Source organism: Nioella sp., assembly GCF_964229645.1.
Taxonomy (GTDB): domain Bacteria; phylum Pseudomonadota; class Alphaproteobacteria; order Rhodobacterales; family Rhodobacteraceae; genus Nioella.
In genome coordinates this window covers 1-20,969 of record NZ_CAXREX010000086.1, presented here as the reverse complement: position 1 = coordinate 20,969, position 20,969 = coordinate 1, and the positions used below count along the sequence as shown (strand labels likewise).

16 protein-coding genes are annotated in these 20,969 nt (G+C 67.0%); 10 read left to right on the top strand and 6 right to left on the bottom strand.

What is annotated here, in order from left to right; translation table 11 throughout:
• Positions 1 to 80 precede the first annotated feature (80 nt).
• Both ACEQXV_RS05925 and ACEQXV_RS05920 read right to left on the bottom strand, forming a co-directional pair.
• Complete coding sequence (locus tag ACEQXV_RS05925; protein WP_370268292.1) at positions 81 to 3,884, bottom strand: efflux RND transporter permease subunit; 3,804 nt, start codon at positions 3,882 to 3,884, stop codon at positions 81 to 83.
• Positions 3,881 to 5,185: an efflux RND transporter periplasmic adaptor subunit gene (locus tag ACEQXV_RS05920; RefSeq protein WP_370268291.1), complete on the bottom strand. Its 1,305-nt coding sequence runs from the start codon at positions 5,183 to 5,185 to the stop codon at positions 3,881 to 3,883. Before ACEQXV_RS05920 ends, ACEQXV_RS05925 begins: the two co-directional genes overlap by 4 nt.
• Before the next feature lie 221 nt (positions 5,186 to 5,406).
• On the opposite strand from ACEQXV_RS05920, the gene ACEQXV_RS05915 reads away from it, so the two are divergent.
• From ACEQXV_RS05915 to der, 3 genes are all read left to right on the top strand, one after another.
• Positions 5,407 to 6,288, top strand: coding sequence for a hypothetical protein (locus ACEQXV_RS05915; RefSeq protein ID WP_370268289.1), 882 nt, complete (start codon positions 5,407 to 5,409; stop codon positions 6,286 to 6,288).
• Positions 6,289 to 6,335: 47 nt separating this feature from the next.
• Positions 6,336 to 7,667, top strand: a complete 1,332-nt coding sequence (locus ACEQXV_RS05910; protein WP_370250857.1) for a PQQ-binding-like beta-propeller repeat protein — start codon at positions 6,336 to 6,338, stop codon at positions 7,665 to 7,667.
• Positions 7,668 to 7,785: 118 nt separating this feature from the next.
• Positions 7,786 to 9,237, top strand: a complete 1,452-nt coding sequence (gene der / locus ACEQXV_RS05905; protein WP_370268288.1) for a ribosome biogenesis GTPase Der — start codon at positions 7,786 to 7,788, stop codon at positions 9,235 to 9,237.
• 160 nt (positions 9,238 to 9,397) lie between these two features.
• Here the strand turns inward: der and mazG are convergent, their stop codons facing one another.
• Positions 9,398 to 10,207, bottom strand: a complete 810-nt coding sequence (mazG, locus tag ACEQXV_RS05900; protein WP_370268286.1) for a nucleoside triphosphate pyrophosphohydrolase — start codon at positions 10,205 to 10,207, stop codon at positions 9,398 to 9,400.
• A gap of 69 nt (positions 10,208 to 10,276) precedes the next feature.
• On the opposite strand from mazG, the gene ACEQXV_RS05895 reads away from it, so the two are divergent.
• On the top strand, positions 10,277 to 11,440 hold the full coding sequence (locus tag ACEQXV_RS05895) for a M20 aminoacylase family protein (RefSeq protein ID WP_370268285.1): 1,164 nt from the start codon (positions 10,277 to 10,279) through the stop codon (positions 11,438 to 11,440).
• Positions 11,441 to 11,522: 82 nt separating this feature from the next.
• On the opposite strand, the gene ACEQXV_RS05890 is transcribed toward ACEQXV_RS05895, so the two are convergent.
• Positions 11,523 to 12,026, bottom strand: coding sequence for a flavin reductase family protein (locus ACEQXV_RS05890; protein WP_370268284.1), 504 nt, complete (start codon positions 12,024 to 12,026; stop codon positions 11,523 to 11,525).
• A 127-nt stretch (positions 12,027 to 12,153) separates the two neighbouring features.
• Between ACEQXV_RS05890 and speB the strand changes: the two genes are divergently transcribed.
• The 6 genes from speB (at position 12,154) to ACEQXV_RS05860 (ending at position 16,826) form a co-directional block, all read left to right on the top strand.
• Positions 12,154 to 13,116 (top strand): agmatinase, encoded by a 963-nt coding sequence (speB, locus tag ACEQXV_RS05885; protein ID WP_370268282.1) that lies wholly within the window; start codon positions 12,154 to 12,156, stop codon positions 13,114 to 13,116.
• An 85-nt stretch (positions 13,117 to 13,201) separates the two neighbouring features.
• Positions 13,202 to 14,116, top strand: coding sequence for a lysophospholipid acyltransferase family protein (locus ACEQXV_RS05880; RefSeq protein ID WP_370250851.1), 915 nt, complete (start codon positions 13,202 to 13,204; stop codon positions 14,114 to 14,116).
• Positions 14,097 to 14,909: a glutamate racemase gene (locus tag ACEQXV_RS05875; RefSeq protein WP_370250850.1), complete on the top strand. Its 813-nt coding sequence runs from the start codon at positions 14,097 to 14,099 to the stop codon at positions 14,907 to 14,909. Before ACEQXV_RS05880 ends, ACEQXV_RS05875 begins: the two co-directional genes overlap by 20 nt.
• A 91-nt stretch (positions 14,910 to 15,000) precedes the next feature.
• A complete protein-coding gene (gene ccmE, locus ACEQXV_RS05870; RefSeq protein ID WP_370250849.1) occupies positions 15,001 to 15,471 on the top strand; it encodes a cytochrome c maturation protein CcmE in 471 nt (156 codons plus the stop codon).
• A 225-nt stretch (positions 15,472 to 15,696) separates the two neighbouring features.
• Entirely contained in the window at positions 15,697 to 16,308 is a 612-nt protein-coding gene (locus ACEQXV_RS05865; RefSeq protein ID WP_370250848.1) for a holin-associated N-acetylmuramidase, read from the top strand.
• Entirely contained in the window at positions 16,299 to 16,826 is a 528-nt protein-coding gene (locus ACEQXV_RS05860) for a holin family protein (protein WP_370250847.1), read from the top strand. Before ACEQXV_RS05865 ends, ACEQXV_RS05860 begins: the two co-directional genes overlap by 10 nt.
• Positions 16,827 to 16,852: 26 nt before the next feature.
• Here the strand turns inward: ACEQXV_RS05860 and ACEQXV_RS05855 are convergent, their stop codons facing one another.
• Both ACEQXV_RS05855 and ACEQXV_RS05850 read right to left on the bottom strand, forming a co-directional pair.
• A complete protein-coding gene (locus ACEQXV_RS05855; protein WP_370268281.1) occupies positions 16,853 to 19,279 on the bottom strand; it encodes an FAD-dependent oxidoreductase in 2,427 nt (808 codons plus the stop codon).
• Positions 19,280 to 19,400: 121 nt separating this feature from the next.
• Complete coding sequence (locus ACEQXV_RS05850; RefSeq protein WP_370268280.1) at positions 19,401 to 20,765, bottom strand: M20/M25/M40 family metallo-hydrolase; 1,365 nt, start codon at positions 20,763 to 20,765, stop codon at positions 19,401 to 19,403.
• Between the last annotated feature and the right edge of the window lie 204 nt (positions 20,766 to 20,969).

Genomic DNA, 20,969 nt, shown 5'->3' with positions numbered 1-20,969 from the left:
GGGGGCAGGATGCCTCCGGCGGGGATATTTGCGGAACAATGAAGGGGCAGGCGGTGTGATCCGGCTGCCCCTTGTCTTGTCTATTCTGCGGCCCGCAGGGGGGTGTCGCTGTCGCCGTCATCCTCGGGCGGGCCGTCGGGGCCGTCCGGGCCGGTTTCGGGCGGGGAGGCGGGGGTTTCCGCCTCCGGCGACTCGTCTTCGGGCAGGTCCAGCACGAAGGCCGGCTGCGGCGGCTCTTCCCACAGGATTTCCGGGTGCCAGGTGCGGCGGGCGGCGCGCGCGAGGCTCCAGTCCTGGGCGCGCTGGCTGAGGCGGCGGGCGCCGAGCCGGGCCATGGCCCGCGCCATCCAGCCCAGGATCGTCCAGAACCAGACCCGGAGTGCCAGGAGCGACGGCGTCAGCACGAGGGTCAGAACGGTCGCGACCCCAAGCCCGAAGACCACGGCGGTTGCGAGCTGCTTCCACCAGAGCGCGGTCGGGCTGTCGACGGTATAGCCGCCCGCGGCGAAGTCGAGGCTGATGCCGTACATCATCGGCATGAGGCCCGCCATGGTGGTGATCGTGGTCAGCAGAACCGGGCGGATGCGCGCCTCTGCCGTCCGGGTGATCGCTTCAAGCTGCGGCATGTAGCGGCTGTATTCCTGGTACGTGTCGAGCAGGACGCTGTTGTTGTTCACCACGATCCCCGCGAGCGCCACGATCCCCGTCCCGGTCATGATGATCGAGAAGGTCTGGTCCATGACCAGCATCCCGATGAGCACGCCGGTGGTCGAGAGCACCACCGCGAGCAGCACCAGAACCGAGTTGTAGACCGAGTTGAACTGCGCCAGCAGGATGATGAACATCAGCCCGAGCGCGCCGAGGAAGGCCTGGCCCAGGAAGGCCTGGCTTTCCTGTTCCTCTTCCTGGTCGCCGCCCCATTCCCAGGTGACGGAGGCGGGCAGCGGGTCTTCTGTCTGGAGCCATTCGGTCAGTGCGGCGATGCGTTCATTGGCGGTGATCGGCGTGAGCGTCAGCTCACCATCTGCGATGGCGCGTTGCAGCTCGGCGTCGGCCTCGACCAGCGCGGCCTCTTCGAGCCGGGTCTCGCCGGTTGTGGTGTCGGTCAGCTGGACCAGCCCGGCCAGCACGTCGGCGCGCACGTTGAAGATGCGGCTCTGGTCGCGGCGGTCGATCTCGGCCAGCTGCGGGGCCGGGGTGCGGGTCACGAAATTGGCCAGCGGCACCAGCCCGTCGGCGGTGCGCACGCGCAGCGTATCGAGTGTGGAGAGCACCCGCGCCTCCTCGGGGACGCGCACGCGGATCTCGATCTCCTCGTCCGAGCTCGGCACCCGCATCGTGTCGAGCAGGATGCCGCGCGTGACCAGCTGCACCATGGCGCCCACGGCGGCCACGTTGGCGCCGTAGCGGCCCGCGGCTTCCACATCGACCGAAAGCTCCCAGTCGACGCCGGGCAGGGGCAGGGTGTCTTCCACCAGGGTGAGGGCCGGGGTTGCCTCGAAGCGGGCGCGCACGATCCGGGTCGCTTCCTGCAGTTCCTCCCAGTTGTCACCGGCAAGGCGCAGGTTCACGGGCTTGCCCGAGGCGGGGCCGCGCGACTGGCTGAAGATCTCGGTGCGGATGCCGGGGATCTGGTCCAGGCGGTCCTGCAGTTCGGCCAGGATCACGTCGCCGTCGAAGGCGGGGTCGATGACGGTGCGCGGAAACTCGATCAGGCCGCCAAAGAGCGCAACGGGCGCGTCGATCGTCGGGCGCTCGTCCCAGGGCAGCAGGTCGAACTGGACCTGGCCGATCGTGTCACGGGGCTGTTCGGCACCGCCGGTGTTGTTGTTCAGCCCGCCCTGGCCGGAAAAGGCGAAGACATCGCGCACCCCGGTCGTGTCCATCACCAGCGCCTCGACCTGTTGCACGATGGCGTCCATCTCGGTGACCGAGAGGTTGCCGCGGGCGCGCACGTAGACGATGGCGTTCTCGGGCTCGGATTCGACGAAGAACTCCACCCCGTTATTGTTGGCCTGGAAGTAGACGAAGACCCCCATCACCATGGCAATCACCGCGCCGATGGTAACGACCGGCATCACCGGGTTGCCGACGATGGCATGGATGATCCAGCCGAACCAACTGCGGCGGTAGCCCGCGCGGATGCGCTTGGCCTTGCGGTGGATGGTGACCGATCCCAGGAGCGCGGACATGAGCGCCGAGGTCACGATGAACATCACCATGCCCGGCAGCATCTGACGGAAGGCGGAGGCCTCGGTGTCCACGGGCACAAGGCCGCCGGGGCTGATGGTTTCCAGCGCGGCCAGGAACATCAGGTAGGCAGCCCCGGCGGTCAGAACCGCGCGCACCGGCCACCAGGGGATCAGCGCCTTGATCGTGGCGGTGAGGTTCTCGATCACCCGCGAAAAGCGCGCCGCGACACCGCCCAGACCCGGCAGGTAGATCAGCGCCACGATCAGCGAGGCCGACAGCACGAAGATGAGCGTCACCGGCAGCATGCCCATGAATTCGCCCGGAACGCCGGGCCAGAACAGCATCGGCAGGAAGGCGCAGAGCGTGGTCGCGGTCGAGGAGACGATGGGCCAGAACATGCGCTTGGCCGCGTCGGTATAGGACTGCATGGGCCGCGCGCCCTCGGCCAGGCGCTTGTCGGCATATTCCACCACCACGATCGCCCCGTCGACCAGCATCCCCACGGCCAGGATCAGGCCGAACATGACGATGTTGGAAATGGTGATGCCCATCACGCCAAGCAGGATGAAGCACAGAAGGAACGAGGTCGGGATGGCGAAGCCCACCAGCAGCGCAGACCGGGTGCCAAGCGCGCCCAGGACCACGATCATCACCAGGGCGATGGCGGTCAGGACCGAGCCTTCCAGCTGGCTGACCATGCTTTGCACCGTGTGCGACTGGTCAAGCGTGGCCGTCACCGTCACCGACTGGCGCAGTTCCTCGGGCCATTCGGCCTGCGCGGCCTCGATCTCGGCCCGCACGAGCGCGGCGGTATCCATGATGTTGAAGCCAAGCCGCTTGACGACCTGAAGCGCGATGGCGTTCTCGCCGTTGAAACGGGCGGTGCCTTCGCGGTCCTCGTAGGTCAGCCGGATCTCGGCCAGGTCGCCCAGGGTGACCACCCGGTCGCCATTGACCTTGATGGGCAGGTTGTAGATGTCCTGGGTGGTGTCGAAGCTCGACGGGATGGACACGGAAATCGCGCCGCTTTCGGTGCTGACTTCCCCTGCCGCGATCAGCTGGTTGTTGTTCACCACCGCGTCAATGAGCTCGCGCGCGGTGACGTTGTAGGCCTCCAGCGCCAGCGGGTCGATGACCACTTCGACCATCTCGTCGCGCCCGCCCGCAAGCCCGGCTTCGAGGATCGGGGGCAGCGCCTCCAGCCGGTCCTGCAATTCATGGGCCAGGCTGAGCAGGGTGCGTTCCGGGGCCTCGCCCGACAGCGCCACGATGATGATCGGGAATTCCGAGAAATTGATCTCGTTGATCGAGTAGCTTTCGGCTCCGTCGGGGAATTGCGCCGCGGCCGAATCCATCGCCTCGCGCACTTCGGCAATGGTGGCGTCCTTGTCCCAGCCGAACTCGAATTCGAGGAAAATGCCGGCATAGCCCTCGGCGGCGGTGGCCGAGATCGTTTCCAGCCCGTCGAGGTCCTGGAACTCCGCCTCCATCGGGCGCACCAGGAGGCGTTCGCTGTCCTCGGCGGAAATGCCGGGGAAGGGGACCGAGACGAAGAGACCGGGAATGTCGATATCGGGCTCGCCTTCCTTGGGAAGACCCACATAGGCGGCGGTGCCCGCGACGATCGACAGGATCACGAAGGCAATGACCATCCGGGCGCGCGAGGCGGCCCAATCGACCAGGCCGATCATTGCGTGAGCTCCTGGTAATGCGGATCGACCGGCACGCCATCGGTGACGAATTCCTGCCCCACGACGATCACATCGGCGAGGTCGGGCAGGCCCGAGACCACGACCCCGTTCACGGTGTCGCGCAGGAAAGTGACGGGGGCGAAGCGGGCGGTGTTTGTGTCATCGACCAGCCGGATGCCAAGCAGCCCCTGGTCATTCAGCGTCAGCGACGAGGCAGGCAGCAGATGCGCCAGCTGTCCTGGGGCCGAGATCAGGATATCGGCGGTCTGGCCGTCTCGGATCGCCAGGTCGGCATTGGCAATGGTGATCTCCACGCGGAACGTGCGCGTCTGCGGATCGGCCGAGCGGCTGAGGAACGTGACCATGCCCTGCACCTGCTGGCCGGTGGCCAGCCGCGCCCCGGCAGGGGCACCGATGACGATCCGGTTGATCTGCGCCTCGGGCACGAAGCCAACCAGCTTGATCGGGTCGAGCTGGATCACCGTGGCACAAAGCGTGCCGGGCTGCATGAGCGAACCAAGCTCGGCCGTGTCGCTTTCCAGAAGCCCCGCGAAGGGCGCGAAGATTTGCAGGTTGTCGATATCCTGCTCGGCGCGCAGCAGGGCGGCCTCGGCGGCGCGGATGCCGCTTTGGGCGGCCTGGGTTGCGGCCTGCGCGGCCTCGACGCCTGCGGTAGCCGCTTCGACGGCGGCTTCGGCAGAGCTGACAGCGGCGGTGGCCGAAGCCGCGCGGGTTTCAGAGGCAAATCCGCTTTCGGACAGGCGCGTCGCGGCATTGGCGTCGATCTGGGCGGCCACCAGCGCCGCTTCGGCCTCGGCCTGGCGGGCGCGGGCCACGGGCAACTGGGCCTGCGCTTCGGGCAGGCGGGCCTGCGCTTCCAGCAGGCGGGCCTCGGCCTCGGCAAGGGCGGCGGCACGGGTGCCGGGGTCGATCTGGCACAGAAGCTGCCCTTCTTCCACGAAGGCGCCCGCCCGGATCGGTTCAGAGATGATCCGGCCCGAGGTCTCGGCCCGCACCTCGACCTGGCGCGCGGCCGCGGTCCGGCCGCGCAGCACCACGGCGGTATCCACTTCCTGTGCTTCCGAGCGCAGGACGACGACGGACACGGTGCCTTCGGGCAGGGCTTCGCTTTCCTCGACCGGAGCAGCAGTTTCCGCGGCGGCGGTCTCAGCCGGGGCAGCATCCTCGGCGGGGGGCGCGCGGAAGCCATTGGCGAACTCCACCAGCCGGTCGCGCTCCATCACGACGCCGTAAAGCACCAAACAAACCAAGATCGCCGTTACGATCGGAAAAATACGCATAGTCGCCTCGTGTCCCGGGGGCTGTCCTGTGGGGCCTACATCAGAGCCTTTGTCGCCGGTTTCAACCCAAGAATACGCTGAACCGGTCCGTTCAGTTTACTTTTTCCGGTTTTTGCCCGCAAGACTGAACCGTTCTGTTCAGTTTTTTGGCAGAATGCCCGGAAATGCAGGGCAGGCAGCACCGACACTTGTTCCCGGTGCCGGGTTCGGGCTAAGAGGCTGTGACGACAGTAAAGGCCGCCTGGATCGGCCGCGAGATTGGGGCATCCATGGCCAATACCGACAGTTTCATCGAAGAGGTCAACGAAGAGCTTCGCCGCGACCGGCTGTTTGCTCTTTTCCGCAAGTGGGGCTGGATCCCGATCCTGCTGATCCTGCTGATCGTGGGGGCGGCGGGCTACCGGGAATACACGCTGTCGCAGGAACGCGCGGCAGCCGAGGCTTTCGGCGACTCTCTGATCGCGGCGCTGGATGATTCCGAGGCGGAGGCCCGCGAAGCGGCGCTGCTGGCAGTGACGCCTGCGACCGACAATGCGCAGGTTCTGCTGGCGCTTCTTCTGGCGGCAGAACGGGCCTCGGACGAGGCGGGCCGGGTAACTGCCGCCGAGGGCCTGCGGGCCCTGGCCGCGCAGCCGGGCCTGTCTGCGCGCTACCGCGATCTTGCGCTTCTCAAGGCGCATCTGCTGGATCCGCAGGAGTTCAGCCTTGCCATGGTCACGCTCGACCGGCTTGCGCTGCCGGGTCAGCCCTATCGCCCGCTGGCGATGGAACAGCAGGCCCTTCTGCATGTCGGTAATGGGGACATCGAGGCCGCAATCGCCATCCTGCGCCTTCTCGAAGAGGACAGCCAGGCCACGGCAGGCTTGCAACAGCGCGCGTCTCAGTTGATTGTGGCACTGGAGGCTGGCGTGGCCCTTGCGGATCCCGCCCCCGAGGAAGAGGCAGCGCCGGACGCGCCTGCCGCCGGGGAGGGCGCCGAAGAGGACGCCGCAGAACAAGAGACCGCCGACCCGGTCGAAGAGGCAGCGCCCGAAGCGCCTGCCGAGACGACCGATGCGGGCGGGGGCGATACCCCGGCCGAGGACGGCGCGGTTCAAGAGTGACGCGCCGGGCAGACCGGGGAAACGGGATAGAAGAGGGCAGCGGGCAGATGAGCAAGGTCAGCTTAGGGATCCTGGGTCTGGGGCTTCTGGTCGGTCTGACCGCCTGCGCCGATCGGGAAGTCATCCTTGAAGGCGAACGCTTCGGCACCCGCGTGCCGCTGTCGGAGGCCATTCCCGGACAGGAGGTGGCCGAGGCCGAGGCAGACGCTCCGCGTCCGATCACGCTGCCGGAAACGGTGAGCCTTGCTTCCTGGCCGATGCGCGCCGCCAATGAACGCAACCTGACGCCGCATCTGGCGCTGTCGGCCGCACCGTCAGAACTCTGGGCGGCCAATATCGGCGACGGCAACTCGCGCCGCGCCCGCATCACCGCCGATCCGGTGGCCGCCGACGGGCGCATCTTCACCCTCGATGCCGACGCCACCGTCGCGGCCGTTTCCGCGGCCGATGGCTCTGTCCTGTGGACGGCGGATCTCACCCCCGGCTTCGAGCGGGGCGGCGGCGTGTCGGGCGGCGGTCTGGCCGTGTCCGGCGGCGTGCTTTACGCCACCACCGGCTATGGCGAACTCGTTGCCATGGATCCCGCCACTGGGGCCGAACGCTGGCGTCAGCGCCTGGCGGCAGGCATCACCTCGCCCACGATCACCGACAATTCGATCTACGTGGTCAGCCGCGACAGCCAGGCATGGTCGCTCAACCCCGAAAACGGCCGCATCCGCTGGCAGCTGCCCGCAGGCCCCGCTACGGCGGTTCTTGCTGGCGGCGCCGCGCCTGCCGTGACCGACCGGCTGGTGATCTTCCCCTTCGGCTCGGGCGAGCTGGTGGCCACGCTGCGCCTGTCGGGCGTCCGCGTCTGGGGCACCACCGTGGCCGGGCAGCGCCGGGGCGTCGCCTATAACAACCTCAACGACATCACCGGCGATCCAGTCATCGTCGGCAACACGCTCTACGCGGGCAACCAGTCGGGCCGGGTGGTCGCGATGGAAGCCTCCTCGGGCGAGCGTCTGTGGACCGCGCAGGATGGCGCCTATTCCCCGGTTCTGCCCGTGGGCGGGTCGATCTTCTTCGTGTCTGACCGCAACGAGCTGATCCGGCTCGACGCCGAAACCGGCGCACGCATCTGGGGCACCGAGCTGCCGCTCTACACGCGGGAACGCGAACGCCGCCGTCAGGCCGTCTTTACCCATTTCGGTCCGATCCTGGCCGGGGGGCGCCTGGTGGTGGCCTCGGGTGACGGCAATATCCGCTTCTTCGACCCCGAAAGCGGCGCCGAGACCGGCAGCCTGCCGATTCGCGGCGGGGCGGCCTCGCATCCGATCGTGGTGAACGGCACGCTCTACGTGATGTCGGGCGACGGGCGGCTGCACGCCTTCCGCTGACCGTCCAGCGGGGCGGCCAGCGGGGCGCGCGCCGAACGGTCTTCCCAGAAGAAACGGGTTTCCTTTCCCCGCGCCGCAGGATATGCGGCGCGGTCTGTGAACAAGAAAGGGTGAGGCGATGAGCTTCGTTCTGGCCATTGTCGGGCGTCCCAACGTGGGCAAGTCGACGCTTTTCAACCGCCTGGTGGGCAAACGCCTGGCGCTGGTCGATGACCAGCCCGGCGTCACGCGTGACCTGCGGGAAGGGGCGGCCCGGCTTGGTGACCTGCGCTTTACCGTGATGGATACCGCCGGGCTCGAAGACGCCAATGACGACAGCCTGCCGGGCCGGATGCGTCGCCTGACCGAACGCGCCGTGGGCATGGCCGACGCCTGTCTCTTCCTCGTGGATGCGCGCGCGGGCGTGACCCCCACGGACGAGGTGTTCGCCGATATCCTGCGCCGCTCGGGCACACCCGTGATCCTTGCGGCCAACAAGGCCGAGGGCCGTGCCGCCGAGGCGGGGCTGGCCGAGGCCTGGGGCCTTGGCCTGGGCGACCCGCTGGCGCTGTCGGCCGAGCATGGCGAAGGCATGGCCGAGCTTGCCGTGGTGCTGGCGCCGCTGATCGAGGCCGCGCAGGCCAGGTCGGAAGAGGCGGAAACCGATATTGATGTCGATGTGGACGAAGAGGGCGAGGATACGCCCGAGCGTAAGCGCCCGCTTCAGATCGCGGTGATTGGCCGGCCCAATGCGGGCAAGTCGACGCTGATCAACAAGATCCTGGGCGAAGACCGGCTGCTGACCGGCCCCGAGGCCGGGATCACCCGCGATTCCATTGCCGTGTCGGTGAACTGGGACGGCACCGAGATGCGCATCTTCGACACCGCGGGCATGCGCAAGAAGGCCAAGGTTCAGGAGAAGCTCGAAAAGCTTTCGGTCTCGGACGGTCTGCGCGCAGTCAAATTCGCCGAGATCGTGGTGGTGCTGCTCGACGCGGCGATCCCGTTCGAACAGCAGGACCTGCGGATTGCCGACCTCGCCGAACGCGAGGGGCGCGCGGTCGTGGTTGCGGTGAACAAGTGGGACCTCGAAGAGCACAAGCAGGAAAAGCTGCGCGACATGCGCGAAGCCTTCGAGCGGCTCTTGCCGCAGCTGCGCGGCGCGCCGCTCGTGACCGTTTCGGCCAAGACGGGCCGCGGGCTCGACCGGCTGCAACAGGCCATCGTGCGGGCCTACGACGTGTGGAACCGCCGCGTGCCGACGGCCACGCTCAACCGCTGGCTGGCCGAGAAGATCGAGGCCCATCCGCCGCCCGCACCCTCTGGCCGTCGGATCAAGCTGCGCTACATGACCCAGGCCAAGACGCGGCCACCGGGATTCGTGGTTATGTGCTCCATGCCCGACAAGCTGCCCGATAGCTATTCTCGCTATCTTGTCAACGGGTTACGGGACGACTTTGACATGCCGGGCACGCCGATCCGGCTGATCTTGCGCGGCCAGGGCGATGCCAATCCCTACAAGGATCGCAAGAAATCGACCCCCTCGCGCCTGTCCAAACACGTGCGCAAGGGCGCAACCAAGAAAAGCTGAGCCCGGTCCGGACCGGGCGCGTTTTCCGGCGCGGAAAACGGACGCGATCCGCGGCGGATCGCGCGGGTCGCCCGGCGCCTTGTGCGGGCGAACCCTCGTCTGTGTCTGCACGGGGGGTGTACAGGGGGTGTACGGGGGGTGCACGCCCGGCACCGGGGTGTCAGAGCCCCTCGGACTTGGCGCGGGTCCAGAGCGCATCCATCTCCTCCAGGTCGCTCTCGTCCGGTGTCTTGCCCCGTTTTTCCAGCTCGGCTTCGATGAAGTGAAAGCGGCGCACGAACTTGGCATTGGCATCGCGCAGCGCGGTTTCGGCATCGACTTTCAGGTGCCGCGCGAGGTTGGCCATGACGAAGAGCAGGTCGCCCATTTCCTCGGCGATCTTGTCCTGTGGCAGGCTTTCGCGCGCCTCGGCCAGTTCGCGTGCTTCCTCGGCGATTTTGTCGACCACCTGGCCGATATCGGGCCAGTCGAAACCGACCCGCGCCGCGCGTTTCTGAAGCTTTTCGGCGCGCATCAGAGCGGGCAGGTTCAGCGCCACGTCGTCGAGCACGCCGCCACGCGCCCGGGCCTCGCGCTCGGCGGCCTTGATGGTTTCCCAGTCTTGCGTCTGTTGCTCGGCCGACTTGTCGCGCGACTGGTCGCCGAAGACATGGGGATGACGCGCAACCATCTTGTCCGACATCGTGTCGGCCACGTCCTGGAAGCTGAAAAGTCCCTTTTCTTCAGCCATTTGCGCGTGAAAGACCGATTGGAAGAGCAGGTCTCCCAATTCCCCCTTCAATTCGTCCCAGGCCGCGCGCTCGATCGCGTCGGCCACCTCGTAGGCTTCTTCGATCGTGTAGGGGGCAATGGTGGCAAAGTCCTGTTCGATGTCCCAGGGGCAGCCGGTTTGCGGGTCGCGCAGGCGGCGCATGATTTCCAGCAGGCGCGGCATGCCGCCGTTGGGGTCGTGGATCAGCGCGTCATCCATTGAAGGGCCTCGGGTTTTGGGTCACTCTCGACCCTCGTATAGCACCCCCCAAGCCCGGAGAGTCCACCCATGCCCGTCCTCAACCGCATCGCCGGCTTCGCCGAGGAGATGGCCGGCTGGCGCCGTCACCTGCACGCCCATCCCGAACTGGCCTTCGCCTGCCACGACACCGCCGCCTTCGTGGTGGAACGGCTGAGGGAGTTCGGCCTCACCGAGATCCACACGGGCATTGCCGAAAGCGGGCTCGTGGCGATTATCGAGGGCCAGGGCGAGGGGCCCACCATCGGGCTGCGCGCCGACATGGACGCGCTGCCGATCAAGGAGGAAACCGGCCTGCCTCATGCCTCGACGAACGAGGGCGTGATGCATGCCTGCGGCCATGACGGGCACACCGCGATGTTGCTGGGGGCCGCGAAGTATCTGGCCGAAACCCGGCGCTTCCGGGGGCGGGTCGCGCTCATTTTCCAGCCCGCCGAGGAAGAGGGCGGCGGGGCGCAGGTCATGTGCCGTGAAGGGCTCATGGAGCGGTTCGGAATCTCGGAAGTCTACGCCATCCACAACACGCCGGCGCTGCCCGTGGGTCATTTCCAGACCACGCCCGGACCGATCATGGCGGCGGTCGACAGCTTCGACATCCACGTGAAGGGCAGGGGCGGCCACGCCGCCTATCCGCATGAGTGCCGCGACCCGGTGCTGGCGGGAATGGCCATTGGACAGGCGCTGCAAAGCATCGTCTCGCACAACCATTACGCGCTGCAAGACCTGGTGGTCTCCGTCACCATGTTCCACGCGGGCACGGCGGAAAACATCATCCCCGACACCGCCACGATCGGCGGCACCGTGCGCAGCTTCGACCCGGATGTGCGTGACATGGTCGAACGGCGCATGGGCGAGATCGTGGCAGGCCAGGCGGCAAGCTTCGGGGTGGAGGCCCGGCTCGACTATCGGCGCTACTATCCGGCAACGGTCAACGACCCGGACAAGGCCGGCTTTGCCGTCGACGTGGCGCGCGAGATTTCGGGAGAGGAGGCGGTTCAGGCCGAGGGCTGGCGCGAGATGGGGGCCGAGGATTTCAGTTACATGCTGGAGGAACGTCCCGGCGCGTATCTGTTCCTGGGGCAAGGCGAGAGTGCGGGGCTGCACCATCCGGCCTACGAGTTCAACGACGAGGCCGCGCCCTACGGGGCAAGCTTCTTCGCGCGGCTGGTGGAAAAGGCGCAGCCCCTGGCGTGACGGGGCCGCCTTCGTCGAAGGCGGCAAGCCACCCGACGGGTGGCGCCCCCGCGCTCCGGTCACGGAGCGCCAGGCACCGCGTTCAGTGCTTCTCGGCCCGCAGGTAGCTGCGCATGCCGTAAAGCAGCGGTGATCCTTCGGGAGCCACGCGCACCTCGCGCACGGCCCCGATGCAGATGTGGTGGGTCCCGATCTTGTCGGCCGAAACCAGCTTGCAGTCGAAACTCACCAAGGCTTCGTTCAGCATCGGCGCGCCGGTGGTGCCGGGGCTGAAATGTCCGGCCCTGAAGCGATCCCCGTCCGGCGCGGCCAAGCGGCCCGAGAAGATGTCGGAAATCGCCTGCTGGTCGATCCGCAGCACGTTGATGCAGAAACACCCGTTGTCCAGCAGCGGCGGCAGGACCGAGGACGCCGCGTTGAGGCAGACCAGCATGGTCGGCGCTTCGCCATCGGCGCTGACCGAGGTCATGGCACTGACGGTGATGCCGTGACGACCCGCGGGCCCGTCGGTGGTGACCACGCTGACCGAGGCCGCGGCGCGGCTCATGCCTTCTAGGAACTGCTGGCGAAGCTGGCTGTCGGGCATTCGGGGTCCTCTTGGTCGCGGGTTCTTCCTTGATGTAGCGCGGGGCGCGCGCTTGCAAGGCACCATTGCCTTTTGCCGCGACTCGGGGTCTGTGATGGGGCTGACAAGAGACAGAAAGGGACCGGGCATGGCGCTGGAAGACGCAAAACGGGACATTGACGGCGCGTTCACACGCCCCGAGTTGAAGGGCCGGGCTTTCGAGAACACCTTCGGCGGGGCCACCAGCTTTCTGCGCCGCCGCTACACCAAGGACCTGGCGGGCGTCGATATCGCCGTGACCGGCGTGCCCTTCGACCAGGCGGTGACCAACCGCACCGGCACGCGGTTCGGCCCCCGCGCGATCCGCGAGGCGAGCGCGCTGCAGGTCTATGACCCGCCCTATGGCTGGGACGGCTATTGCCCGATGACGGAGCTGGCCATTGCCGATTACGGCGACCTGGCCTTCGACTATGCCAACCCGGCCGAATTTCCCAAGGTCCTGGAGGCCCATGCCGACGGCATCCTGAACCAGGGGGCGGCGATGATCTCGCTTGGGGGCGATCACTCGATCACCCTGCCGCTTCTGCGGGCGCATGCGAAAAAGCACGGTCCCCTGGCGCTGGTGCAGTTCGACGCCCATACCGATACCTGGCCCGATGACGATCCGGCCCGCGTCGATCACGGCACCTTTGCCTACAAGGCGGTGAAAGAGGGGCTGATCGACGTGGCCCGGTCCATGCATGTGGGCATTCGCACCGTGGTCGAGGATAACCTGGGGATCGAGATCCTCGATGCGCGCGCGGTTCACGACCAGGGCCCGCAGGCCATCGCGGAACGGGTGAAAGAGATCGTGGGCGACGCGCCTGTCTATCTCAGCTTCGATATCGACTGCCTCGACCCGGCCTATGCGCCGGGCACCGGAACGCCGGTCTGGGGCGGGCTGTCCTCGGCCCAGGCGGCGATCCTGTTGCGCGGCATCGCCGGGATCAACCTCGTCGGCGGCGACGTGGTCGAGGTCTCGCCGCCCTTCGACACGGCCCAGATCACCGCCGTGGCCGGGGCGCATGTGGCGATGGAACTGCTCTGCCTGTGGGGGTGGACCCGCCGCTGATCCCCTGCGGCACCGATCCCGCTTTTTCGAATCGGACGAGGGGCGTATTTGGCGGGTCAGATCGGGATGGGACGAGGTCCACACCATGAACCGCAAGCGTATCAGTGCCGAAGACCGGCAGATCGCCCGCGAGATCTCCTACGCGCATTCCGCGCGCACCAAGGGGGGGCGGGCGATGATCCGGGCAATGGAGAACACGACCGGGCGTCTGCGCCTTATTCGCAAGGCGCATGGCTACGAGCAGGAGGTCGCCGCGGGAAGGGACTTCTGGCAGGTCATGGTCGAACGCTACGGGCTGACGCTGGAGGTCGTGGGCGGCAGCCTCGACAACATCCCGCGCGAAGGCCCGGTCATCGCCATTGCCAACCATCCGTACGGCATTCTCGACGGGTTGATGCTGGGTCATATCCTGTCGGCCACGCGTGGAGATTTCCGCATTCTGGCGCATCGCATCTTCCGCAAGGCCGAGGACCTGGAAAAGATCATCCTGCCGATCTCGTTCGACGAGACGAAAGAGGCGGTGGCGCTCAATATCCAGACCCGCAAGGCGGCGCTGCGGTTCCTGTCGGACGGGGGCGCCATCGGGATCTTTCCCGGCGGCACCGTCTCGACCGCGAACAAGCCTTTCGGCCGCCCGATGGACCCTTACTGGCGCGGCTTTACCGCCCGGATGATCACCAAGTCCGAAGCCACCGTGGTGCCCATATTCTTCGAGGGCCACACCAGCCGGCTTTTCCAGTTGGCCAGCCACCTTCACAACACGCTGCGCATGGGGCTTCTGATCAAGGAGTTCAAGAAACGGGTCAACACGCCGGTGCGCGTGGTGATCGGCGCGCCGATTCCGCGCGCGGAACTGGACCGTTTCGCTGGCGACACGCGGGCGATGATGGACTTCCTTCGGCAATCGACCTACGAATTGTCGCCAACACCCATCAACCCGCGTGAAATCGGGTTCGAATTCGAGGAAAAGCACAAGCGAGATGGCGGTCGGGATCTTTGACAGCGGACTGGGCGGGTTGACGGTGCTGGATGCCGTCACCAAGCGCCTGCCGGACGTGCCCTTTGTCTATTACGGCGACAATGCCCATGCGCCCTATGGTGTGCGGGATGCCGACGATGTCTACGAGTTGACCACCGCGGGCGTTCAGCGGCTGTTCGATGCCGGCTGCGACCTGGTGATCCTGGCCTGCAACACCGCCAGCGCGGCGGCGCTTCGGCGCATGCAGGAGGCCTGGGTGCCTGCCGACAAGCGCGTTCTGGGGGTCTTCGTGCCGCTCATCGAGGCGCTGACCGAACGCCAGTGGGGCGACAATTCCCCGCCCCGCGAAGTGGCTGTGAAACACGTGGCGCTTTTTGCCACCCCTGCGACCGTGTCGAGCCGCGCCTTCCAGCGTGAACTGGCCTTCCGCGCCATCGGTGTCGATGTTGAGGCGCAGCCCTGCGGCGGCGTCGTCGACGCGATCGAGGATGGGGACATGATCCTGGCTGAAGCCTTGGTGCGCAGCCATGTCGAGGCGCTGCAACGGCGTATGCCCAAGCCCGAGGCCGCGATCCTGGGCTGCACGCATTACCCGCTGATGGAAGAGGTCTTCCAGGATGCGCTCGGGCAGGATGTGACGGTCTACAGCCAGGCCAACCTGGTGGCAGAAAGCCTTGCCGATTACCTGGAACGCCATCCCGACAAGATGGGGCCGGGCACGGAAAGCGGCTTTCTGACCACGGGCGATCCGGGGCGCGTGTCCAACAAGGCCACGCAATTCCTGCGCCGCAAGATCGAGTTCCAGAAAGCCTGAGGCAAGCTGTCCCGACGTTCCCCCTCGACTTGGGCGCCTCGCGCCCCCATCTGTTGGGAAGGACGATCGGCCGGGCGGCAGGAGGAGAACCATGCGCGGATTGAAGAAGCAACGCCGGATCCAGGTGATCATCGTGGCAGCCGTGGCTCTGGCCGTGTCGGCAGGGCTGATCGGCTACGGGCTGCGGGATGGTATCAACTTCTTCCGCACGCCCACGGAAGTGGCCGAAACGCCGCCCCCTGCGGGCGAGGTCTTCCGCATTGGCGGGCTGGTGCTGGAAGGATCGCTGGTGCGCGACGAGGGCGTCGATATCACCTTCGTCGTGACCGATGGCGGCGCCGAGATCCCGGTGCGCTATGTCGGCTCCACCGCGCCGCCGGACCTGTTCGACGAAGGTCAGGGCACGGTCGCCACCGGCACCTACGAGGACGGGATCTTCGTGGCCACGGAACTGCTGGCGCGCCACGACGAGACCTACATGCCCGCCGAGGTGATCGAGGCTCTGGAAGAACAGGGCGTCTACCGGCACGGCGAAAGCGAGGACGCGCCGCCGAGCTACTGAGGCGGGAGGCGCTTCTCCTCAAGCCCCCTTCGGGAGCCCTCGTCGAAGCGCGCTGCCGCGGGCGCGTGGTGATGTGGCGGGTCTGCCCGGGCGGGGCGCGGGCTCAGAGGCCGGGAGCCTCCGGCGGGGATATTTTCGGAACAATGAGGCCGCGTTAGGAATTTCTTAGCGTTCCTATGCTTTGGTCTGGGACATCTTGAACCTAGAGCATGGGAGGGCTGAACCATGCTGTCGGTTCGCCAGATTGCCAATGAGATCGTCGCGCGTGAAGGCGGGTACGTGAATGACCCCAATGATCCCGGGGGGGCTACGAACTTTGGCGTGACGATCCATACGATGCGCCGCCTGGGGCTGGACCTCGACGGGGATGGGGACGTGGACGAGGCCGACGTGATGGCCCTGCCGCGAGACCGGGCGGTGGAGATCTTCATCGAACACTACTACTTCCGTCCGCGAATCGACGCGCTGCCGGAGCCGTTGCAGCCCTCGGTCTTCGACATGCAGGTGAACGCTGGCTCGAACGCGGTGCGGATCTTGCAGCGGCTTCTGCGCGACATGGGGCTGGAGATCGCCGTGGACGGGGTGATCGGGCCGCAGACGATTGCCGCGGCGACGGCGGCCCATGACCGGGCCGGGGCGCAGCTTGTTGATGCCTATGGCATCGCGCGGCGCAACTACTACTACGCCATCGCCGACCGCAGGCCAGCTTCGCGCCGCTACGCCATGCGGCGGGACGGGGGCAAGGGCGGCTGGATTGTCCGGGCGGAGGAATTCATCTCGCCCGAATACCATCTGACGGAAGAAGAGCATCGGGAGCGGGTGGCGTCATGGGGTTGATTTCGCGTGCCCTGGGCGGGGCGGACACCATCGCGGCCACGGGCCAGGCCGTTTCTGAGGTGGCGGAGGTGTTCCATGCCAACGAGACGCGGGCGATGGAGCTTTCAGCCGAAGCACACCGGGCAGCGCTCGATGCGCATGGGTCCGAATTCCGCTTCGCGCGTGCCGGGCTCTTTGATCGTGTCATCAACGGGATCAACCGGATGCCCCGCCCGATGCTGGCGCTTGGAACGATCGGGCTCTTCGTCTTCGCCATGATCGACCCCGAGGCCTTTGCCGCGCGGATGGTGGGGCTGAACGAGGTGCCGGAGCCGCTCTGGTGGCTTCTGGGGGCGATTGTCAGCTTCTATTTCGGTGCGCGCGAGATGCATTATTTCCGCACGCCCAATGGTGGCCGCCTGCCGCGCATGCGGCCCGAGACGGTGGCGGCTGACACGGTGGAGGAGGCGGGCGACGGCAACCCGGCCCTGGAACGCTGGCTGCGGGAGCAGCGCGAGAGCGAGCGCGGCGAGGGGTAGAGGCCCCGCCGCGCCCGGCAGATGGATCAGCCGCGCATGCGCTCCATATTGGCGTCGAAGAGGGGGGCGTGCTGCGGTTCGGCACCCAGCATCTCGCCCAGAAGTTCGATCTGCCACGGGCCTGCGCTGTCGGCGACCTCCTTTGCGACATAGCCCATGGCCATCGACTGGCCTGCGTTGTGGGCATAGCCGCCAGAGGTCACCCAGCCCACGACCTTGCCGTCGTGCCAGATTGGCTCGTCGCCGATCACGTCGGCATCCCTGGTCGCGACGCGGAAGGCGCGCAGGCGCAGCTTTCCGCCCGACTCGCGTTCGGCGATTGCTGCGGATTTTCCAATGAAATCAGCTTCTTTTCCGTAGGCGATGAAGCGATCCAGCCCCGCTTCCAGCGGCCCGTAGATGGGTCGGAATTCCCGTGCCCAGCCACCGAAGTTCTTTTCCAGCCGCATCGCATTGAGCGCGCGCAGGCCGAAGGGTTTGAGGCCCAGGTCTTTGCCCGCCTCCAGAAGCCGATCGAAAACGTGGCGCTGGTATTCGGGCTTCATCCAGATCTCGTAGCCGAGATCGCCGGTAAAGCTGACCCGGCCCACGAGACAGGGGGCGAAGCCCACGTCCATGCGCTGGATCGCCATGAAGCGGAAGCCCTCGTTCGACACGTCGGCGGGCGTCAGGCGCTGAAGAAGCGCGCGCGATTTCGGGCCGGCGATGGACAGGCCCACCATGCCGAGGCCCACGATTTCCAGCGAGACCGACCCATCCTGCGGCATGTGTTGTTCGAACCAGCGGGCGTAAAAGACCTCGGCCATGCCAGAGCCTGCGAGGAAATACTCGGTCTCCGACAGGCAGGCAACGGTCAGGTCGCCCTGAAGCTTGCCGTTTTCCTTCAGCATCGGCGCCAGCGTCATGCGACCTGGCTTGGGCAGCTTGCAGGCCAGCATGCGGTCGAGGAAGGCCGTGGCGCCGGGGCCCCGGAGGAAGAACTTGGAAAAGCCCGAGATCTCCATCACCCCAACGTCTTCGCGGGCTGCGCGGACCTCTTCCTTCACATGGGCGAAATCGGTCGAGCGGCGCCAGCTGAATTCGTCCTTCGTGCCGTCGGGCGAGAACCACAGCGGTGTTTCCAGGCCCCAGCTGTCGCCCATCTGCGCGCCGAGCGAGAGCATCCGTTCGTAAACGGGCGTTGTCTTGTAGGGGCGGGCGGCCTTGAGTTCCTCGTTCGGGAACTTGATGGAAAAGCGCCGGGCGTAGTTTTCCTGCACCTTGGGGTTGGTGTAGCTCATCGTGGCCCAATCGCCGTAGCGCGCGATGTCCATCGCCCAGACATCGAAGCCGGGATCACCTTGGGTGATCCAGTTAGCCAGCGCCAGGCCCACGCCGCCGCCCTGGCTGAAGCCCGCCATCACGCCGCAGGCCGACCACATGCCGGGCAGGCCGCGAATGGGGCCGACCAGGGGGTTGCCGTCGGGGGCGAAGGTGAAGGGGCCGTTGATGATCTGCTTGATGCCCGCGTTCTGGAAGGCGGGGAAATGTTCGAAGCCTACCTCCAGCGAGGGCGCGATGCGGTCGATATCGGGTTGCAGCAGCTCGTGCCCGAAATCCCAGGGGGTCTGGCGGGTGGACCACGGCACGCAGGCCTTTTCATAGGTGCCCATCAGCATCCCGCCGCGTTCCTGGCGCAGGTAGAGCTCGCCGTCGAAATCGACCGCGTGATAGACCTCCTTGCCGGTGGTGCGGTTGATCTCGGCCACCTCGGGCATGTCCTCGGTGATCAGGTACATGTGCTCCATCGCCAGCACGGGCAGTTCGAGCCCCACCATGCGGCCCACTTCGCGCGCCCAGAGCCCGCCCGCGTTGACCACGTGATCGCAGGCCACGTCGCCCTTGTCGGTCTGCACGATCCAGCCGCCGTCGCGGGCACGCACGATGCCCTTGACCATGGTGTGAGTTTCGTAATTCGCGCCCAGTTTCTTGGCGGATTTCGCATAGGCATAGGTCACGCCCGAGGGGTCGAGATGGCCATCGACAACGGTGCGCAGCGCCCCCACGAATTGCCTGGGGTCCAGAAGCGGCATCAGGTCATGGGCTTCCTCGGGCGTGATGACCTCGGCCTCGATGTTCTGGTAGCGGCCCTTGGCCATGGTGGATTTCAGCCAGTCGAAGCGCGCGGGCGTCGAGGCCAGCATCACGCCGCCGGTCATGTGGAACCCGGTCGCCTGTCCCGAAAGCTCCTCGATCTCCTTGTAGAGTTCGATGGTGTATTTCTGCAGCTTGGCGACGTTGGGATCGCCGTTGATCGTGTGACAGCCCCCCGCCGCATGCCAGGTCGAGCCGGAGGTCAGTTCCGAGCGTTCCAGCAGCAGGCTGTCGGTCCAGCCCGCCTTGGCCAGATGGTAGAGCACCGAGCAACCGACGACACCGCCGCCGATCACCACCACACGGGCTTGGGTCTGCATGAAATTCTCCCGTCTCGCAGATACCGTTTCGACCGAGCCTAGCGTGGCCGCGCCGCCCCCGATCGCACGTTTTCGACAAAGCGAGGGGGTGATTTGCCGGGAAGGAGCCTTGCGGGGGGCCTCAGGCGAGTCCCAGCCCTGCGCGGCCGGCCTGTCCGATGTCGTCGTATAGCCCCGCCATCAGTGCGATCGCGCCGGGGATCATCGCCCGGGGAAGATGTTCATCCGGGGCGTGCTGGCTGCATCCCGGGTAGGAATGCGGCACCCAGATCGCGGGCAGGCCGAGCGTGTCGGTGAAGACATGGTTGGGCAGCGACCCGCCAAGCGAGGGCAGCAGCGCGGGGGCGGTTCCGGTCGTGCGCTCGATCGAGGCGCAGGCGAAGCGCGCGAGCGGGTGATCGGGCGGCGTGGCCGAAGCGGGAACGCGCGCCTCGGGTTCGTCGATTGCCACGCAATCGAACCCTTCCGCAGCAAGGTGGCGGCGCAGCGCGGGCACGATGTCGTCGGCATCAAGCCCGACAACGTGGCGCAGCTGGATATGGGCCGTGGCCTCGGGCGGGATCGCGTTCACCGTGCGCTCGGGGCTGCCGCAAATGAAATCCAGCACCTCGACGGCGGACCAGGCAAAGACCCGTTCGGCAGGCGTCAGGCCGGGCGTGCCCCAGCCTTCGTCGATCTCGCCCCCTGCCGGGATGATGCCCGCCAGCGCCGCGCGCGTGGCCTCTGGCACGGCGTCGGGTGTCCAGCCGGGCACACGGCATTCGCCCTGGGGGCCGATGATCGCGGACAGGGCATGGGCCATCTCGGTGCCGGAATTGCGCAGAAGCCCGCCGAAATTGCCCGAATGCCGCCCGCCCGTGCGATGGCGGATCGTCAGGCGCAGCGTGACCGCCCCGCGAGCGCCCAGGAAGACGATGGGTTGATCCTCGGCCAGCCGTGGCCCGTCCGAGGCCAGCACGAAATCTGCCTTGAGGTCGTCTTTCAGCCCCGCGCAGATCGCGTCGAGCCCGGGCGATCCCACTTCCTCGCCCATCTCCACCAGCATGTGGCCGTTGAAGCCAAGCGCGCCGCGCGTCTCAAGCACCAGCCTTAGCGCCGTCAGGTTGACCAGAAGCTGCCCCTTGTTGTCCGCCACGCCGCGCCCGTAAAGCCGCCCGGCGCGTTCAGTCAGCTGCCATGGGGTCAGGCCAGCGCTCCAGCGCCCCTCCATCGCGGGCACGGTATCGGCATGGCCGTAGCCCAGAACCGTGGGCAGGTTCGGCCCCTCGACGCGGGACAGCAGCAGGGCGGGCGGGTGATCGCCCTCGATCCAGCGCGCGACGAAGCCATGCGCGGCCATGAGCGCGGCAATATGCTTGAGACAGGCGGCATGGGCCTCGGCCGCGCCGGGTTCGGTCGGGAAGGCCACGAGCCTGGACAGTTCGTCCATGTAACGGCCGAGCGTTTCGGGGTCGGTGGCGCGTGTGATGATCTGGCTTCGGGTCATGGCGCCAGCAAGCCCCGGATGCGGGCCCGGATCAAGCCCTAGCCGCCGACCAATGCGCCGACGCCGAAGGCCACGAGCGAACACAGCCCGCCCACGGCCATGGTTTCTCCGATGCTGCGCAGGGCGCTTTCGCCCGTTACCCGCCAGCGCAAAGATCCAAGCAGGAAGAGCGCCAGCGCCGCCGCCGCCACCGAGACGGGAAAG

Bases quoted from the DNA above. Each gene is read 5' to 3' on its own strand.
- ACEQXV_RS05920 (WP_370268291.1), bottom strand. From the start codon at position 5,185: ATGCGTATTTTTCCGATCGTAACGGCGATCTTGGTTTGTTTGGTGCTT.
- ACEQXV_RS05860 (WP_370250847.1), top strand. From the start codon at position 16,299: ATGGGGTTGATTTCGCGTGCCCTGGGCGGGGCGGACACCATCGCGGCC.
- ACEQXV_RS05850 (WP_370268280.1), bottom strand. From the start codon at position 20,765: ATGACCCGAAGCCAGATCATCACACGCGCCACCGACCCCGAAACGCTC.
- ACEQXV_RS05880 (WP_370250851.1), top strand. From the start codon at position 13,202: ATGAACCGCAAGCGTATCAGTGCCGAAGACCGGCAGATCGCCCGCGAG.
- ACEQXV_RS05925 (WP_370268292.1), bottom strand. From the start codon at position 3,884: ATGATCGGCCTGGTCGATTGGGCCGCCTCGCGCGCCCGGATGGTCATT.
- mazG (WP_370268286.1), bottom strand. From the start codon at position 10,207: ATGGATGACGCGCTGATCCACGACCCCAACGGCGGCATGCCGCGCCTG.
- ACEQXV_RS05910 (WP_370250857.1), top strand. From the start codon at position 6,336: ATGAGCAAGGTCAGCTTAGGGATCCTGGGTCTGGGGCTTCTGGTCGGT.
- ACEQXV_RS05895 (WP_370268285.1), top strand. From the start codon at position 10,277: ATGCCCGTCCTCAACCGCATCGCCGGCTTCGCCGAGGAGATGGCCGGC.
- ACEQXV_RS05855 (WP_370268281.1), bottom strand. From the start codon at position 19,279: ATGCAGACCCAAGCCCGTGTGGTGGTGATCGGCGGCGGTGTCGTCGGT.
- speB (WP_370268282.1), top strand. From the start codon at position 12,154: ATGGCGCTGGAAGACGCAAAACGGGACATTGACGGCGCGTTCACACGC.
- ACEQXV_RS05865 (WP_370250848.1), top strand. From the start codon at position 15,697: ATGCTGTCGGTTCGCCAGATTGCCAATGAGATCGTCGCGCGTGAAGGC.
- ccmE (WP_370250849.1), top strand. From the start codon at position 15,001: ATGCGCGGATTGAAGAAGCAACGCCGGATCCAGGTGATCATCGTGGCA.
- ACEQXV_RS05890 (WP_370268284.1), bottom strand. From the start codon at position 12,026: ATGCCCGACAGCCAGCTTCGCCAGCAGTTCCTAGAAGGCATGAGCCGC.
- ACEQXV_RS05875 (WP_370250850.1), top strand. From the start codon at position 14,097: ATGGCGGTCGGGATCTTTGACAGCGGACTGGGCGGGTTGACGGTGCTG.
- der (WP_370268288.1), top strand. From the start codon at position 7,786: ATGAGCTTCGTTCTGGCCATTGTCGGGCGTCCCAACGTGGGCAAGTCG.